Here is a 16348-nt window from a genome sequence, read left to right on the forward strand (position 1 = left end):
CATAGGCTGGGGCCGATGGACGCACCGCAGACCGGCCCCGTGACGGATTCGCTGGACCGGCGCATCATCAGCGCGCTGCAGATCGACGGCCGGGCCGCCTGGCACCGCATCGCGGCGGCCCTCGGCGAGCCCGAACGGACCGTCGTCCGCCGGGGCACCCGGCTGCTGGAGGCCGGCCTGGTGCGGATCGGGGCGATGACGATGCGCGGCCGCAGTGTGGTGGTCGGCGTCCGCTGCGCCCCCGGCCGGGCCCGGGTCACCGCCACCGCGCTGGCCCGCCGGCCCGACTGCGTCTTCGCCCATGTCCTCACCGGCACCCCCGACTGCCTCGCGGAACTGCGCTGGCCCCGCGAACGGCTGGCGGGCCTCGTACTGGACGAACTCGCGGGCCTGCCAGGAGTGGTGGAGACCCGCACCCTTCCGGTGCTGCGCCACGTCCGCACGATCCGGGAGTGGCACGCGGGCCTCCTCACCGACGCCGAGATCGCCGCACTGAAGGGCGAGGACTGCTCCGACACCCCGTCGCCGCCGATCACGGACCCCCTGCCGGACGGCCGAACATCCCCCGAACTCTCCCGCGCCGACCGGCTGTTGCTGCACGCCCTCGCCGAGGACGGACGCCGCACCTACGACGAACTCGCGCGCGTCTCGGGCGTGTCGGAGGCCACCGCGAGACGCCGCCTCGGCGCGTTACGGCGTGAGGGCAAGGTCCGCATCCGTGCCGTGATCGAACCCGCCGTGCTCGGACTGCCGGTCGAGGCCGTCCTCTGGGCCCGCACACCCCCCGCCAAGGTGGACTCCGTGACGACGGCCCTCGCCGAGTCCGCCCACGTCCGCTACACCAGCTTCGTCACCGGCGAACGCCAACTGCTCATCCTCACCGCGTTCCCCGACGAGACCGCTCTCCACGACTTCGTCACCCGCTCCTCCTGGCTCCGAGAGGTGGCGTCGATCGACGTCGCCCTCGTCCTCACCACCCTGAAGCGGGGCGGCCTGCTGGCCCCCTGGCTACAGGACTGACACGACACCTCCCGGGCGCCAGGACGGGCGCGACACCTCCCGAGCCCCCATGACGGACACGACCGCTCCACCCCTCCTGCTTGAATATGCTCGAAAGGTGGCTATATCTTGCAGAAACAAGCATGAGTTCTGTGGCTCCTGGGGAGGGTGACCGCATGACGCACGTCGAGGACGAGCTGAACAGCCAGCCCGAGTGCTGGGCCCGCGTCGCCGCCGAGGCGGGGGAACACGCCGGGGCTCTGCCCGCGCGGGGGGAGCGGGTGGCGCTCGTCGGCTGCGGGACGTCGTACTTCATGGCGCAAGCCGCCGCCGCGCTGCGCGAGGGGGCCGGTCAGGGAGAGACGGACGCCTTCGCGGCCTCGGAGTTCCCCCGGGGACGGGCCTACGACCACGTCGTCGCCCTCACCCGCTCCGGCACCACCACCGAGGTGCTGGAACTGCTGGGCGCGCTGCGGGGCCGTACCCGTACGACGGCGATCACCGCCGATCCGGACACCCCGGTGACGGCCACGGCGGAAGACGTCGTCGTCCTGGGTTTCGCCGACGAGAAGTCCGTCGTCCAGACCCGTTTCGCCACCACCGCCCTCACCCTGCTCCGTGCCCATGTCGGCCGGCACACCGAGGCGGCCGCCGCCGACGCGCGCACCGCGCTGGAGGCACCACTGCCCGAAGGGCTGGTCGGTGCCACCCAGTTCACCTTCCTCGGCCGGGGCTGGACCGTGGGCCTCGCCCACGAGGCCGCGCTGAAGATGCGCGAGGCCGCGCTGGCGTGGAGCGAGGCCTACCCGGCGATGGAGTACCGGCACGGTCCGATCAGCGTCACCACCCGGTCCACGGCGACCTGGATGCTCGGCGAGGCCCCCGAGGGGCTGGCCGAACAGGTGCGGGCGACCGGCGCGGAGTGGGTGGCCGGCGGGCTCGATCCGCTCGCCGAACTGGTCCGCGCCCAGCGGCTCGCCGTCGCCGTGGCCGCCGCCCGCGGCCTCGACCCCGACCGGCCGCGCCACCTCACACGCTCGGTGATCCTCGACTCGAACGACCTTTGAACCAGGAGGAGTTGTGCCGCTCACGACGACCGGTGAACTGATCACCGGGGCAGCCACCGCGCACTCCGCGGTGGCCGCGTTCAACGTCATCACCCTGGAGCACGTCGAGGCGGTCGTCGCGGGCGCCGAGACCGCCGCCGCGCCGGTCGTCCTCCAGGTCAGCGAGAACGCGGTCGGGTTCCACGACGGGGACCCGCTCCCGCTGGCCCGCGCCGCGTCCGCCGCCGCCGAGCGGGCGGCCGTGCCGGTCGCGCTCCACCTCGACCATGTGCAGAGCGACGACCTGCTGCGCCGGGCCGCCGACGCCGGGTTCAGCTCCGTGATGTACGACGCCTCACGCCTGCCCTACCTGGACAACCTCGCCGCGACGCATGCCGCCGTGCAGTGGGCGCACGACCAAGGGCTTTGGATCGAGGCGGAGTTGGGGCAGGTCGGCGGCAAGGGCGGAGGGCCCCCGCTCGACGCGCACGCGCCCGGAGCGCGTACCGACCCCGACGAGGCGCGGGCCTTCGTGGCCGATTCGGGTGTGGACGCGCTCGCCGTCGCCATCGGCAGCGCGCACGCGATGACCACCCGGACCGCGGCCCTCGACCACGCCCTCCTGAAACGGCTGGCCGGCGCCCTGGACGTCCCCCTCGTCCTGCACGGCTCCTCCGGCGTCCCGGACGGCGAACTGCGGGCGGCCGTCACGGGCGGCATCGCCAAGGTCAATATCGGCACCGCGCTCAACATCGCCCTGACCGGCGCGGTCCGGGACTATCTCACCGCCCGCCCCGAGGTGGTGGACCCGCGCACGTACCTCGCGGCGGGCCGGGCGGCGATGGCGGACACGGTGGCCCGCCTCATCCGCGTCCTGCGGACGGAGGAGGCCGTTCCGTCCGTGTAGACAGCCTCCAGAGCCGCGCGCACGGGCCGTGTGGCACGCAGCCCGTACGAGCCCGTGTGGCACAGCCCGTACGGGCCCGGGTGTCAGTCCGTACGGGCCCGTTCCGCGTGGGAATGTGACCGCCTTGCGCAGCGCGAGGCCCGGGACCTGAGTGTGACGCCCGTCACTGGTATTTTCCGGTCATGCGGGAGACGGAGATCCACCTCGGTGCGCCGCCGGACGTCGCCCTCATCGGTGTCGGCGTGCACGGCGTCGCGAGCCGCACGGACGTGTTCCGGCTGCCGGAGCTGTGGCAGCTGCACCTCTACCAGTACGAGGCCGAACTGACCATCGACGGCACGGCCCACACCATCCGCCCCGGCCGGGTCAGCCTCGTACCGCCCGGCATCACGGTCCGCTACCGCTACCGGGGCCGCTCCGAACACCTCTTCGCCCATCTGCGCATCGCCCCGGCCGGACCGCCCCGCACAATTCCCCTCGTGCAGGACGCGGGCCCCGAACTCCCCGCACTCACCGGTCTGTTGGTCCAGGCGGTGGCCGCCGCCCCGAGCGAGCCCGACCGTACCCGGGCCGAGATCTGGACCGCCCTGTGGCGCGTCGCCCATCTGACGCCGCCCGCCACGGCGGGCCCCGGCCCGCACCCGGCGGTCACCACCGCCATCGCCCACATCGAAGCCCATCTGGCCGCCCCGCTCGCCATCCCGGAGGTGGCCCGCGTGGCCGGCGTCTCCCACAACCACCTGACCCGGCTGTTCCACGCCGAGACGGGAGGCACGGTCGTCGCCTACATCCGCCGCCGCAGACTCGAACGCGCCCACCATCTGCTCCGCGCCACGACCCTCTCCATCCCCGCCGTGGCCGCCTCCGTCGGCATCCCCGACCTCCACGCCTTCAACAAGGCCTGCCGCCGAGAGCTGGGCGCCTCACCGCGGGCCCTGCGAGGGGCCACGTTCCCGGCAGGAGCCGCTAACCCCGCCTGACCGCCTTCAGCACCACGAACTTGGCGTCGCTCGCGACGACTTCACTGTTGCCGAAGATCCGCCGCAGCGTCACGTGATAGGCCAGATGGCGATTGCCGACCACCCACAGCTCACCGCCCGGCCGCAGCGTCCGCCGCGCCCCGGTGAACATCCGCCTGGCCGTGGCGTCGGTCGTCGCCTGGTGGGAGTGGAACGGCGGGTTGTTGAGGACGAGATCGGCACTCGCCGGCTCGCACGCCTCCAGCCCGTCGCCGACCCGGAACTCGGCCTTCCCGTCGGCGTCCGGCCGGTTCGCCCGGTACGTCGCCTCCGCCGAGGCCACCGCCTGGTACGACTCGTCGACGAACACCACCTCGGCGTCCGGATCGGCCAGCGCGACCGCCGTACCGACCACGCCGTTGCCGCACCCCAGATCGACGACCCGCCCGCCGCCCGGGTCCTTCGGCAGGTGCCGCAGGAAGAACCGGGTGCCGATGTCGAGCCGGTCGGCACAGAACACGCCCGCGTGGTTGACGACGGCCCGTCCGGCCAACAGACCGATGTCGTCCGGCAGTCGATAGGTGTGCGGCCATGGATCGGTGCCCCGCGCCGCGAGAATCCTCGTATCCGGGGTGCAGAGGATCAGCCGAGCCTTCTGCCTGGCGAGGGAAGTGCGGGTCGGGCCGAGGATCCGTTCGAAGAGCTTGAGCGTGGAGGTGTGGATCTCCTTGACCATCCCGGTGCCGACCACGACCGTGCCCTCGTGCACGGCGGGCGCGAGCCGGTGCAGCTGGTCCTCCAGGAGCGCGAGGCTCTTGGGGACCCGGACGAGCAGCACGTCGACACGGTCCGGGGGCGTGTCCCGGGTGGTGAGGAGCCGTACCGTGTCCGCCTCGACGCCGCCCCGCTCCAGGTTCGCCCGCGTCGCCTCCCGGCTCAGGAACGAGTCGGTGATCTGCGTCGGCCCGTGCGCGGCCAGCGCGGTGGTCAGCGCACCCCAGCGGTCACCGACGACCACGACCGTCCCGTGCAACGGTGTCCCGCTCTCCGCGAGATGGCGCAGCAGATACGCGTCGGACGCGTCCCAGGCGCGCAGCTGGTCACGGAGGTCCGCGGGGAAGCGGGCCAGGGTGTACTCGCCCCAGGGCGCGGTCATACGGTCGCTCATCGTGTGCCCAGGCTAACCGAGGCCGGCTCACGCCCCTCTCCGGGTGACCGTGCGGGATGATGACTCCATGGACGCCGAGCTGTTCCCCCGCGGCCGTACGGAGATCGCGTCCGGCGCCGTCCATGTCCCGGACTGGCTGGACGCGGACCAGCAGCGGCGACTCCTGGAGGCCTGCCGCGAGTGGGCCGCACCTCCCGCCGGGCTCCGCACGGTCCGCACGCCGGGCGGCGGCACGATGACCGCCCGGCAGGTCTGCCTCGGCCGGCACTGGTATCCGTACGCCTACGCCTGCACGGTCGTCGACGGCGACGGCGCGCCCGTGAAGCCCTTCCCCGCCTGGCTGGGCGAGCTGGGCCGGCGCGCGGTCGCGGACGCGCTGGGCGCGACGCAGGCGACGGCCGCGTACGACATCGCCCTGATCAACTTCTACGACGCCGACGCCCGCATGGGTATGCACCGTGACAGCGACGAGAAGTCGGACGCGCCGGTCGTGTCGTTGAGCCTCGGCGACACCTGTGTCTTCCGCTTCGGTAACACGCGGACACGGGCGCGGCCCTATACGGACGTGGACCTGCGCAGTGGTGATCTCTTCGTGTTCGGCGGGGCGGCACGGCAGGCGTACCACGGGGTGCCCCGGGTGTACGGGGGGACCGCGCCGGCCGCGCTGGGGCTGACCGGCCGGCTGAACGTCACCCTGCGGGTCAGCGGCTTCGGCGACGGCTGAGGCTCGCCGGGCGGGGGCCCGATGCCGAGCGGATCATGGGAGACTCCCCCTCATGGACGGGAAGGCGGCCCCCAAGGCGGCGGGCGAAGGGACACCGACGACGACTCGCACTCGGCTGGACCGGGGGAGGGGCGCGCTCGGTCCGGCGCTGGAGCTGGTGCACACGGGGCGGGCACCGACGAGGGCCGTGCTCACCGCCGAACTGGGTGTCACCCGGGCCACGGCGGGGGCCGTAGCCGCCGAGCTGGAGGCGTTGGGGCTGATCAGGGTCGACGCGCACCCGGGCGCCGCCGCCGGTTCGCAGGGCCGGCCCTCACACCGCCTCGAAGTCGCCGAGGAGGGGCCCGTCGCGCTCGCCGCCCAGGTGCACGCCGACGGCTGGCGGGCGGCGCTGGTCGGCCTCGGCGGACGGATCGTCGCCACCGCGCCGGCCTGCGAGATCGTGGACGCCGACCCGGCGAAGGTGCTCGGCTCGGTCGTCGACGCGGGCGCCGCCCTGCTGCGCGAGACCGGCCGGCGGTGTGTCGGCGCGGGACTCGCCGTGCCGTCCGCGGTCGCCGAACCGGCGGGGCTGGCGCTGAACCCGCTGCACCTGGCCTGGCCGGCCGGGGCACCCGTCCGGGAGATCTTCGCCGAGCGGGTCCGCGCGGCCGGCATCGAGGGGCCCGCGTTCGCGGCCAACGACGTCAACCTCGCCGCCCTCGCCGAACACCGGCACGGCGCAGGGCGGGGCTCCCGCGATCTGTTGTGCGTGGCGACCGGGCACCGGGGCGTCGGCGGCGCGCTGGTCCTCGACGGCCGTCTGCACACGGGCAGTTCGGGCCTCGCCCTCGAAGTCGGCCACCTCACCGTCAACCCCGAGGGCCGCCCCTGCCACTGTGGCAGCCGCGGCTGTCTCGACGTCGAGGCCGACCCGCGGGCCTTCCTCAGCGCCGTCGGCCGCGACCCGGGGCCCGACGAGGGCTCACTGCTCCAGCAGGCCAACGAGCTGATCCGCACCCGGTACGCCGACCCGGGCGTCCGTACGGCGGCCGAGGCCATCATCGACCGCCTTGGCCTGGGGCTGGCGGGCCTGGTCAACATCCTCAACCCCGACCGCATCATCCTCGGCGGCATGCACCGCGCCCTCCTCGACGCCGACCCCGACCGGCTGCGCGCCGTCGTCGCCGACCGCAGCCTGTGGGGACGGCAGAGCGGGGTCGCCCCGATCCTGGCCTGCACGCTGGATCACAACAGCCTGGTCGGGGCAGCCGAACTGGCGTGGCAGCCGGTGCTCGACGACCCGCTGGGCGCGCTGGTCTGACGACGTTCAGCGCGGGCGGGGCCCCCGCAGCATGATCGTGCGGGAGACCATGAACGTCACCGGAATCGCCGCGCCCGACGCGAGCAGGGGGGCGAACCGGTTGCCCACGTGCAGGATGCCCACGATCACATACACGCCCGCCGTCGTTATCAGAAAATTGGTGGCATTGGTCATCGGAAACAACAGGAATTTACGCCAGGTCGGACGGGTGCGGTAAGTGAATCTCGCGTTCAGGAAAAAGGAACCCGTCATGCTCAGCGCGAACGCGAGAACATGTGCGGCAAGGTAGGGAAGCCCTTTGAGGAACAACAGATAAAGGCCGTAGTAGGTCGCGGTGTTGACCACCCCGACCAGGGCGAAGGCCATGATCTGTCCCGATATGCGGAGCTCCGGCATCGGGCGGGCCTCGGGGAGGGTCTCCGTACGCGTCGCGATCCGCATCAGCGAATGAGGTTCTTCGTCGTGCCGCACGCCGCGTGCCCCTCCGTCTGCTCCACATTGGTCGCCTTCACCAGGAAGTGCGGGCGCCCCTTCACCTCGTAGTAGATCCGGCCGGTGTACTCCCCGATCACCCCGAGCATGATCATCTGTACGCCGGCGAGGGCGGTGACGGCCATGACGATGGTGACATAGCCCGGTGTCTCCACGCCGTTGACGAGCGCGGCGCCCACGATCCACGCCGTGTAGAGCCCCGCGCACACCAGCAGGCCCAGACCGAGGTAGAGGGCGGCCCGCAGCGGCCGGTTGTTGAAGGAGAGGAGCCCGTCGAGTCCGTAGTTGAGCAGCGACCGGAAGCTCCAGGAGCTGCGGCCGTGTTCGCGCACGGCGTTCTCGTACTCGAAGGTCGTGCCCGGGAAGCCGACCCAGGCGAAGAGGCCCTTGGAGAAACGGTTGTACTCGGTCAGGTCCAGGACCGCGTCCACCACCCGGCGGGACAGCAGCCGGAAGTCGCCCACGCCGTCGGCGAGTTCCACGTCGACAAGACGGTTGACCAGCCGGTAGTACAGGCGGGCGGTGGCGGTGCGCAGAAGGCCGTCACCGGTCCGGGTGCGGCGGGCGATGACCTGGTCGTAGCCCTGTTCGCGCAGGCCGACCATGCGGCGGATCAGTTCCGGCGGATGCTGCAGATCGGCGTCCATGACGATCACGGAGTCGCCCGAGGCGTGCCGCAGACCCGCGAGCAGCGCCGCCTCCTTGCCGAAGTTGCGGCTGAACGAGACGTACCGCACGCGCGCGTCGAACTCGGCCAGCCGCTTCAGGGCAGCGAGGGTCCGGTCACGGCTGCCGTCGTCGACGTAGACGAACTCCATGTCGTGGCCGAGCGGAAGCAGTTCCTCCGCGACCTTCTGGATCTCTTCGTGGAAGCGCGCGACGACGGCTTCCTCGTTGTAGCAGGGTGCGACGATCGAGATGAGCATGGTTCTCCCCCAGGAGTACGGTCAAAGAGCGGTGGTCATGCGCTCGTGTGCGGTCCGGTCGTCGGGCGTGGGCCGAGTGGTGGCCAGAGGTGCGGGCCCGAGCGCCGACCGGGCCCGACGACGGCGCAGCGGGCCCGTCACCCCGATCAGGAGCACGGCGGTGAGCGAGACGGCCCCGACCGCCGTGCCCAGGCGAAGCCCCGGCGGATGGAACGTGCAGGTCACGCTGCTCGCGGAGCCGTGCAGCGGTATGGCGATCAGCCCGTAGTAGTCCTGGGCGGGTACGGGGGGATCGTCGTCGGTGGCACAGCGCCAACCGGAGATCCGGGGCGCCGCGACGATCGCTGTCCCCGTGCTGTGGGCGGGGAGTTCGGCCCGGATGGTCCCGTCGGACACGCTCACGCCGGTGGCGCCGGTGGCTTTCAGCCCCTCGACGGCGGTGCGCAGCCGCGCGGTGTCCAGGCAGCCGACCGCGCCGTCCGGGACGAGACCGGTCTTGTCCGGCGACAGCACTATCCGGAACCGCCCGGAGCCCCCGACCGTGCCCAGCCGCTGCATCGGGGCGATCTTGGTGACCGGCTGATCGGACCGGAACCGCCCGGTCAGCCCCTCGCCGGAGCCGGAGCCGGAGCCGGAGCCGGAGCCGGAGCCGGCGCCGTCGGTGAGCCGCGCGGTGCCCGAAAGGTGCGGAGCCCACAGGTACAGCTCGGATCCTGCCGGGCAACCACCCGTGATCGTCGGCTTGTGCGGCGCGCTCGCGTAGGGCAGCGGGCCCACCCGCACACCCGGCCGTCCGTCGTCGCTGGGGGACGGCGGTTTCCCGGCGGCGGTGCGCACGGTGAACCGGGGCACGGTGTACACCCGCGAGCCCAGCAGCAGTTCCTGGTTGCGGTACGGGGACGGCCCGACGGCGGAGAGGCCCGTACGGCCCTCGGCCCGGTCGGTGTGCGGCCGTACCGTCACCAGCGGCGGCACGTCCTGCCGGGTCACGGTCACCCCGCCGCCGTCCTGCGGGAACCAGTTCTGGTGGGGGTCCGGCGGGGAGTGCACCCGGGCGCCGACGGAGAAGATCGCGTCCGTGACGGCGTTGTCCAGGCTCTGCACGCTCCGGCCCCGCGAGGTCCAGCCGTCCCCGAGGGCGGTGAGCGTCCGGCTGAGCACGTCGGAGGTGAGGCTGCTGTAGTACTGGGCGCCCTGCCCGCCCACCAGCAGCGGGTCGTTGCCGACGGTCTGCTCCCGGCCCGGGTCGGTCCGGTAGCGGGGCCAGCCGTCCGCCTTGGAGATCGCCTCGGCCTGGTCCCGCTGCCGCGCGCCCCACGGCGCGTAGTCGTCCATGTGCCCGAGCCGCAGCCGGGTGTCGGCGGCGGAGGTGACGGCGGCCTCGCCGAACTGCGTGCACACGAGCAGCGCCGCGGCGAGAACCGCGAGCCGTCGGCCGTTCTCTCGCCCGACCCCGACCCCGACCTTGACCCCGAGCAGGATCAGGCCGCCCAGCGCGCCGGCGGCGGCGAGCAGGGCGAGCGGGACACTGAAGGCATGCAGCGTCCGCTCGCTGCCGCTCGCCAGGGCGATCACCACCGCCAGCAGCGCACCCGCCGCGCCCAGCGCGCGCGGGCCGGGAACGCCGTACGACAGGGTGTGCCAGGCAGCGATCACCAGCAGCGCGCAGAGCACGAACGCCTGGCGGTACGAGCTCCCCTGCGGGGTGGCGAAGGCGTGCCAGAGCAGATGCGTCGGCCCCCACTGCATCGACAGGGCCACGGCCGTCACCAGCAGCGTCCACCCGGCGCGCACCCGCCCGGGGGCGGCCCGGTGGAAGGGCAGGGCGAGCGCGAGCAGCAGCGCGGTCGTGCCCACGAACACGGCCGGCGTCCCGTAGCCGTACGTCCCCGGCAACAGCCGGGCGAGCAGGTCCTCGGTGGGGGCCGGCGCGAACTGCCGGACCCGGCCCGGATAGGAGTGCCGGGTGCCGAAGTACACGACCGTCACCAGCGGCGCGGCCAGGCCCATGCCGAGGACCGTGATCATGGCCGCGCGGGCCGCCGCCCTGAGCCGCTGACGACGGGAGAGGTCGCCGAGCCACAGCCGGAGCAGCAGCACCAGGGCGGCGGCCAGGGTGGCCATGTACGCGGTGTAGAAGTTGGCGATCCAGGCGAGCGCCACGATCAGCACACCCAGGAACGGGCGTCGCCCCCGCCGCGCCCATTCACCGACCAGGCACAACAGCGGCAGGAAGACCAGGCCGTCGAGCCACATGGGGTTGTAGACCGCGTCCGCCAGGGTCCAGCCGCACAGCGCGTACGACGAGCCGAGCAGCCCCGCCGCCCACCAGCGGCCGGGACGCAGCGCGAGCAGCAGCCAGGCCATCGCGGCGGCAGCCGACGCCACCTTCAGCAGCGTGACCGCGTACACCGCGAGATCGATCCCGTCCCTCGGGAACACCGCCACGAGCAGGGCGAACGGGCTGCTGACGTACGTGCCGAGGTCGGGCAGGAAGCTGGATCCGAACCCGGACCGCCAGTTGACGAACAGCTCGCCGTCGGTCCTGCCGTGCAGCAGGTCCCACAGATGCGCATGGAACGGCACGTACTGGTTGCCGAGGTCGTTGACGCTCCGGGTGCGCGGCCCGAAGGGGTGACTGCCGGCCACGACATCGGCGGTGCAGAGCACGACGACGGTGAACGCGGCGGCGAACAGAGCGGCTTTTCCCTGCGGCCGTTGAGCGACCCACTTCATTTTCTCAGTACCCCGCTATTCCCCGCGCTGCGTCGATTCGCCGAATTAGAGGCTCACCGCTCGACGATGGTTGTGCCGCAGACGAAAAGTGAAAACAATAATTCCGCATACCGTGGGGTGCGGGAAATGGGCAATTGCTTTCGCGGATACGCGAGTTGTCTCCGGGGTGATCAGAAGGTGAACTCCGCCGTGAGGCTCCACAGCGCCGCCACCTGTGGCCGCCGCAGATCCGCCCGGCGCACGCACAGCCCGATCGGGAACGGCTCCGGCGGCGTGTCGGAGAAAATCGCCGTGAGCCGGTCGCGTACGGCGCTGTGATCGAGCACCAGCCGGGGGACCACACCGGTGCCGCAGCCCAGCGCGACGAGGGTCAACAGCGCCTCGTGGCCCTCCGGTTCGGCCGCCAGGTCGGGTGCGCCGCCGCGCGAGCGGAACCAGCGGTCGGCGGCGTCTCGGACCGGACCGCGGTGGGGGAGGACGAAGGGGCCGTCCAGGCCGGGGTCCGGGCGGTCGCGCGCGGTGACGAACACCAGATCCGTCGTCGCCACGGTCCGGCTCACCAGCGACTCCGGCAGCCGCGCCGGGATGCCCGCGACCGCCACGTCCGCCTCGCCCTCGTCCAGTCGCGCCAGCGCCGCCGCGGCGTCACCCGTACGCAGATCGAGGCGGACCTGCGGATGGGCCGTACGGAAGGGCGTCAACAGATCCGGCAGCAGCGCCTGACACGCGGTCACCGTCGCGAACACGGCCAGCCGCCCGGTCAGTTCGGCCGGGTCCGGGTGCTCCTCGCGGTACGCGCGCCACAACTCAAGCGCCCCCACGGCGTATTCACGGAAGCGGTGCCCCTCGGCCGTCAGGGAGACGCCCCTCGGCCCCCGGTCGAGGAGCCGGTGCCCGAGGTCGGACTCCAGCCGCTGCACGGTACGGGTCAGCGTCGCCGGGCTGACATGGCAGTCCATGCTGGTCCGGCCGAAGTTCAGCGTCCGGGCCAGATGAAGGAACAGCCGCAGCTCGCGATGATCGTCCCGCATACACACCCACCTGGCTCTTTCATTTTCCGCAACACCCCGCTGCAAAGGTTGCGCTTGCCGCAACACTCGCCCGGACCCTACAACTCCTCCATGACCACCTCCACTGTCTTCGCCCTCGAAACCATGGACGTGCCCGGCGGCACCGAGACCGTCCTGCGCGGCGGACGCCACCTCTTCCCGCTGCTGCCTCGGGCCTTCGCCGGGGTGCGCCGCATCGGAGTCATCGGCTGGGGACCGCAGGGCAGGGCCCAGGCCCGCAATCTGCGCGACTCGCTCTCCGGCACCGACATCGCCGTCACCGTCGGACTGCGCCCCGGCTCCGCCTCGGCCGCCGACGCCCGCGCCCACGGCTTCACCGAGACGGACGGCACCCTCGGCGACTGGCTCGCCGTCACCGCCGAGAGCGACCTCGTCGTCCTCCTGATCGCGGACGCGGCCCTCGCCGCCCACCACCGGGAGATCTTCGCCGTCCTGAAGCCCGGCGCCACCATCGGCCTCTCCCACGGCTTCCTCCTCGGCCACCTCCGCGAGACCGGCGGCGACTTCCCGCCCGGCCACGGCGTCATCGCCGTCTGCCCGAAGGGCATGGGCGACTCGGTCCGCCGCCTCTACGAGCAGGGCGCCGAGATCAACGGCGCCGGGATCAACAGCAGTTACGCCGTCCACGCCGACCCCGACGGCAACGCGACCGACCGCGCTCTCGCCTGGTCGGTCGCCCTCGGCTCCCCGTACACCTTCCGCACCACCCTGGAGAGCGAGTACCTCTCCGACATCGTCGGCGAGCGCGCCATCCTGCTCGGCGCCGTCCACGGCATCGTCGAGAGCCTGTACACCCGCTACCGGCTCGCCGGGGACGACGAGGTGACCGCGTACCAGCGCTCCTGCGAGAACATCACCGGCCCGATCGCCCGCACCATCTCCCACGCCGGCCTCCGCGCGGTGCGCGAGGGTCTCGACACCGCCGGCCGGGACGTCTTCGACCGCGCCTGCACGGCCACGTACGGACCGGCCCGTGAGATCGTCGCGGAGATCTACGACGAGGTCGCCGACGGCACCGAACTGCGCAGCGTCATCCTGGCCGAACGCCGTCTCGGGGCCCGCCCGATGAGCGGGATCGGCGGTTCACCGATGTGGTCCGTCAGCGACCGGGCGCACGCCCGCCGGGGCGAACGCGACCTGCCCGTGGACCCGTTCACCGCCGGCGTCTTCGTCGCCACCATGACCGCGCAGATCGACGAGTTCGCCGACCGCGGCCACCCCTGGTCGGAGATCGTCAACGAGTCCGTCATCGAGGCCGTCGACTCCCTCCTGCCCTACATGCACGCCCGCGACGTCGCGTACATGGTCGACAACTGTTCCCGCACGGCCCGCCTCGGCGCCCGCCGCTGGGGCCCCCGCTTCCAGGCCGCCTACGAGCAGATCGCCTATCCGGCCGCCGAACACCCCGCCGACGAGGCCCTGGTGGCGTCCTTCGACACACATCCCGTCCATGAGGCCCTGGCCGCGGCGGCGAAGCTCCGGCCGTCGGTGGACATCTCTGTGACCTGACGCGTGACGCGTGACGCGTGGCCCGTGGCCCGTGACGTCCGTCGCCTGGCTGCCGGGGGTTACGCGGCAATCCTGCGTCGGGGCCTGGCCACCAACTCCCCGCCGCAGTTGGGACAGATCTCGTGCATGGCCTCGCCGCAGGGCACACAGAACGTGCACTCGTACGAGCAGATGCGGGCGGAGGCGTCGGCGGGCAGGGTCGTCGTCCCACAGCGCTCGCAGCGGTCGCGCATTTCCAGTGCCATGTGCGGGACCTTCCTCTGATCGGGTGCTGTGACCTGTCACTTCCCATCCTCGACACCGCACGCGTGGCCGAAAGCCTCCTGCGGGTCAGAGATCAACACGATCGGGCCACGGACGAGTCACCACTGCCGGCCCCGTGGCAGCCGGTCGCGTTCGGGAGTGCTCATGTGCAGCACCTGGAACGTCTCGCCCTCGGCCTTCGGCACGTCGTGGTCCCAGACCGAGAAGTGGACGAACTCCCAGCGATCGGTGTCCACGGCCGCCGCCGCGAGTAACGCCCCGTCCAGCGAGGCGAGCCGCCCGGTCTCGCGCACCGCGTCCTCGACGACCTCAGCCAACGGCACCCCGTCCGGCACCGGCCGCCGCGCCCGCACCGCCACCCGCGCGGGGGACCCGGCGCCGCCGCCCGCCTCGTACGCCAGCCCCGTCCACTGGCGGGCCGACGGACGCCCGAAGTCGTCGACGATGCCCTGGAAGCCACCACCCCAGAGGAAGGAGTTCATGCCCTCCACGCTGTTCCACAGGTAGAACGGCGCGTACTGGTTCACGGGTGAGCCGTGCACACCCCGCTCACGCATCAGATACGCCTTGAGGCCGAGGCCCTCCCAGGCGTCGAGCGCGTGCCCGCGACCCGCCACGCGGCGACGGACGATGTCCATGTCGTAGTCGGCGGGCAGGGTGATCTCGTAGTGCATGGCATGCATGACGTGCCTCCATGGGGCTGTCGAGCCGATGCGGGGCCTAGCGAGCGGCGTGAGTCGGCCGGAGCAGGGCGAGCAGCCCCCGGACCCCCGCGTCGAAGGCGGCCGGTGAGCCCGAGGCACGGGCCAGGACATAGCCGCCCTGCACGGTCGCGACGATCGTCGCGGCGATCTCCTCCGCGTCCAGCTCCGGCGCGAACTGCCCTCGCTCCTTGCCCTCCTCGACGAGCCCGGCGAGTCGTTCACGCAGCCAGTCGAGCGTCTCGTCCACCGGCGCCCGCAGCTCGTCGCTCGCGATCACATCCGGATCCATCGTGAGCCGTCCGACGGGACAGCCGCGCAGCACGTCCCGCTCGCGCCGCAGATATGCCTCGACGCGCTCGTACGGCGAGCCCGGCCCGTCGAGTACTCCCTCGGCGGAGGCCCGCGACTCCTCGGCCGTCCGTCGGATCGCGGCCAGGGCGAGATCCGGCTTCCCCTTGAAGTGGTGGTACATGCTGCCCTGCCCCACACCCGAGCGCTCCAGGATGGCCTTGGGGCTCGTGCCCACATAGCCGCGCTCCCACAGCAACTCGCGGGTGGACTCGATCAGGCGCTCCGGGGTGCTCATGCCGCCACTGTACATACTAGTAGTTACAGAATGCGGACTCTCGCGAACCGGAACGACCCTCTCGCGAGCCGGAACGACGGCCCGGCCCCGGCCCTCAGCCCCGGCGCCAGCCTCAGCCTCTGGACCTTCTTCCTCCCGGACGGCCGTGGACCGTGGCGCGCGGAGTACGAGCCGTTCGGTCCGCGAAGCCGGCGGGCCGGCGAGCGTGTCACCGCCCGGTCAGCCTGCGACGGCGGACCGGGCGGGAGCGTGTTCGGACCTGCGCCCACGCGCGGCGGGCCTGAGTCCGGTGTCGCAGGGCTGTACGGCGTCGACCGTCAGTCCGGCGTCGACCGTCAGTCCGGCGTCGTACGGCGAGATCTTCGGCACCGCCGCCGAGGACGCCGGCAGCGTGAACCACACGATCTTCCCCGACTCGCCGTGCGGCCGCACACCCCAGCTCTCGCTCACCGCGGCGACCATCGCGAGACCGCGACCGCAGGTGGCCAAGGGCTCCGCGTCCTGGACGACCGGGAGGCGGGGGTCGTTGTCGTGCACGGAGACCGTGAGCCGGCCGAGGAGCAACTCCATCTCCACGGTGCACGTCTTGTCCGGCTCCGCGTGCCGGTGGACGTTGGACAGCAGCTCGGTCACCCCGAGTGCGGCCCGCTCGATCAAGGGATCCAGATGCCAGTAGCGCAATTGCGCAGATACGATTCTGCGGACCTGACCGATCCGCGACGGCAGGGCTTGGAGCTCCACCGTGCAGTGCCTGCTTTGCTGGCTGATCACGGCTGCGACTCCCCGAAATTAGTCCGGAAGAAGATCGGAGTACGGATCCAGCGAGGTGGCTGGGCGAAAAACGCCGCCTGCTGTGGTGCGGCCGCCTACGACTGCCGCCTGGTGGCGGAAACCGGGGCTACCGCCTGCTCGTGGGGTGGCTGCGCACGGCCGCCGCCCGCTGACGTGGACCGGC

General features: G+C 72.3%; 16 protein-coding genes. 7 read left to right on the forward strand and 9 right to left on the reverse strand.

Features of this window, described 5'->3' with window-relative positions; all coding sequences use genetic code 11:
- Positions 1-15 precede the first annotated feature (15 nt).
- The 4 genes from OG622_RS44185 (at position 16) to OG622_RS44200 (ending at position 3932) form a co-directional block, all read left to right on the forward strand.
- The gene (locus OG622_RS44185; RefSeq protein WP_371582622.1) at positions 16-1020 is read left to right on the forward strand and encodes an Lrp/AsnC family transcriptional regulator; all 1005 of its coding nucleotides are present in this window, start codon (positions 16-18) and stop codon (positions 1018-1020) included.
- 155 nt (positions 1021-1175) lie between these two features.
- On the forward strand, positions 1176-2066 hold the full coding sequence (locus OG622_RS44190; protein ID WP_371582623.1) for an SIS domain-containing protein: 891 nt from the start codon (positions 1176-1178) through the stop codon (positions 2064-2066).
- A gap of 13 nt (positions 2067-2079) precedes the next feature.
- The gene (locus OG622_RS44195; RefSeq protein WP_371582625.1) at positions 2080-2952 is read left to right on the forward strand and encodes a ketose-bisphosphate aldolase; all 873 of its coding nucleotides are present in this window, start codon (positions 2080-2082) and stop codon (positions 2950-2952) included.
- Between the two features lie 182 nt (positions 2953-3134).
- A complete protein-coding gene (locus OG622_RS44200; protein WP_371582627.1) occupies positions 3135-3932 on the forward strand; it encodes a helix-turn-helix domain-containing protein in 798 nt (265 codons plus the stop codon).
- Here OG622_RS44200 and OG622_RS44205 read toward each other — a convergent pair.
- Positions 3919-5079, reverse strand: a complete 1161-nt coding sequence (locus OG622_RS44205; protein WP_371582629.1) for a methyltransferase — start codon at positions 5077-5079, stop codon at positions 3919-3921. The genes OG622_RS44200 and OG622_RS44205 overlap by 14 nt on opposite strands.
- 67 nt (positions 5080-5146) lie before the next feature.
- Between OG622_RS44205 and OG622_RS44210 the strand changes: the two genes are divergently transcribed.
- Together OG622_RS44210 and OG622_RS44215 are read left to right on the forward strand one after the other, a co-directional pair.
- Positions 5147-5803 carry an alpha-ketoglutarate-dependent dioxygenase AlkB gene (locus tag OG622_RS44210; RefSeq protein WP_371582631.1) on the forward strand — a complete coding sequence of 219 codons (657 nt, stop codon included), beginning with the start codon at positions 5147-5149 and terminating at the stop codon, positions 5801-5803.
- A 52-nt stretch (positions 5804-5855) separates the two neighbouring features.
- A complete protein-coding gene (locus OG622_RS44215) occupies positions 5856-7106 on the forward strand; it encodes an ROK family protein (protein ID WP_371582633.1) in 1251 nt (416 codons plus the stop codon).
- A gap of 6 nt (positions 7107-7112) precedes the next feature.
- Here the strand turns inward: OG622_RS44215 and OG622_RS44220 are convergent, their stop codons facing one another.
- From OG622_RS44220 to ilvY, 4 genes are all read right to left on the reverse strand, one after another.
- Complete coding sequence (locus tag OG622_RS44220) at positions 7113-7502, reverse strand: GtrA family protein (protein ID WP_371584414.1); 390 nt, start codon at positions 7500-7502, stop codon at positions 7113-7115.
- 44 nt (positions 7503-7546) lie between these two features.
- Entirely contained in the window at positions 7547-8524 is a 978-nt protein-coding gene (locus OG622_RS44225) for a glycosyltransferase family 2 protein (protein WP_371582634.1), read from the reverse strand.
- A 21-nt stretch (positions 8525-8545) separates the two neighbouring features.
- Positions 8546-11260 carry a YfhO family protein gene (locus tag OG622_RS44230; RefSeq protein WP_371582636.1) on the reverse strand — a complete coding sequence of 905 codons (2715 nt, stop codon included), beginning with the start codon at positions 11258-11260 and terminating at the stop codon, positions 8546-8548.
- A gap of 170 nt (positions 11261-11430) precedes the next feature.
- Complete coding sequence (gene ilvY, locus OG622_RS44235; RefSeq protein ID WP_371582637.1) at positions 11431-12291, reverse strand: HTH-type transcriptional activator IlvY; 861 nt, start codon at positions 12289-12291, stop codon at positions 11431-11433.
- 90 nt (positions 12292-12381) lie between these two features.
- Between ilvY and OG622_RS44240 the strand changes: the two genes are divergently transcribed.
- Complete coding sequence (locus tag OG622_RS44240; protein ID WP_371582638.1) at positions 12382-13839, forward strand: ketol-acid reductoisomerase; 1458 nt, start codon at positions 12382-12384, stop codon at positions 13837-13839.
- A 59-nt stretch (positions 13840-13898) separates the two neighbouring features.
- Here the strand turns inward: OG622_RS44240 and OG622_RS44245 are convergent, their stop codons facing one another.
- From OG622_RS44245 to OG622_RS44260, 4 genes are all read right to left on the reverse strand, one after another.
- A complete protein-coding gene (locus OG622_RS44245; protein WP_371582640.1) occupies positions 13899-14084 on the reverse strand; it encodes a DUF1272 domain-containing protein in 186 nt (61 codons plus the stop codon).
- Between the two features lie 117 nt (positions 14085-14201).
- On the reverse strand, positions 14202-14786 hold the full coding sequence (locus OG622_RS44250) for a DUF4865 family protein (RefSeq protein WP_371582642.1): 585 nt from the start codon (positions 14784-14786) through the stop codon (positions 14202-14204).
- Positions 14787-14823: 37 nt separating this feature from the next.
- Positions 14824-15393 (reverse strand): TetR/AcrR family transcriptional regulator, encoded by a 570-nt coding sequence (locus OG622_RS44255; protein ID WP_371582644.1) that lies wholly within the window; start codon positions 15391-15393, stop codon positions 14824-14826.
- A gap of 219 nt (positions 15394-15612) precedes the next feature.
- A complete protein-coding gene (locus tag OG622_RS44260; RefSeq protein WP_371582645.1) occupies positions 15613-16164 on the reverse strand; it encodes an ATP-binding protein in 552 nt (183 codons plus the stop codon).
- Positions 16165-16348: the final 184 nt, after the last annotated feature.

Source organism: Streptomyces sp. NBC_01314 (genome assembly GCF_041435215.1).
GTDB lineage: Bacteria > Actinomycetota > Actinomycetes > Streptomycetales > Streptomycetaceae > Streptomyces.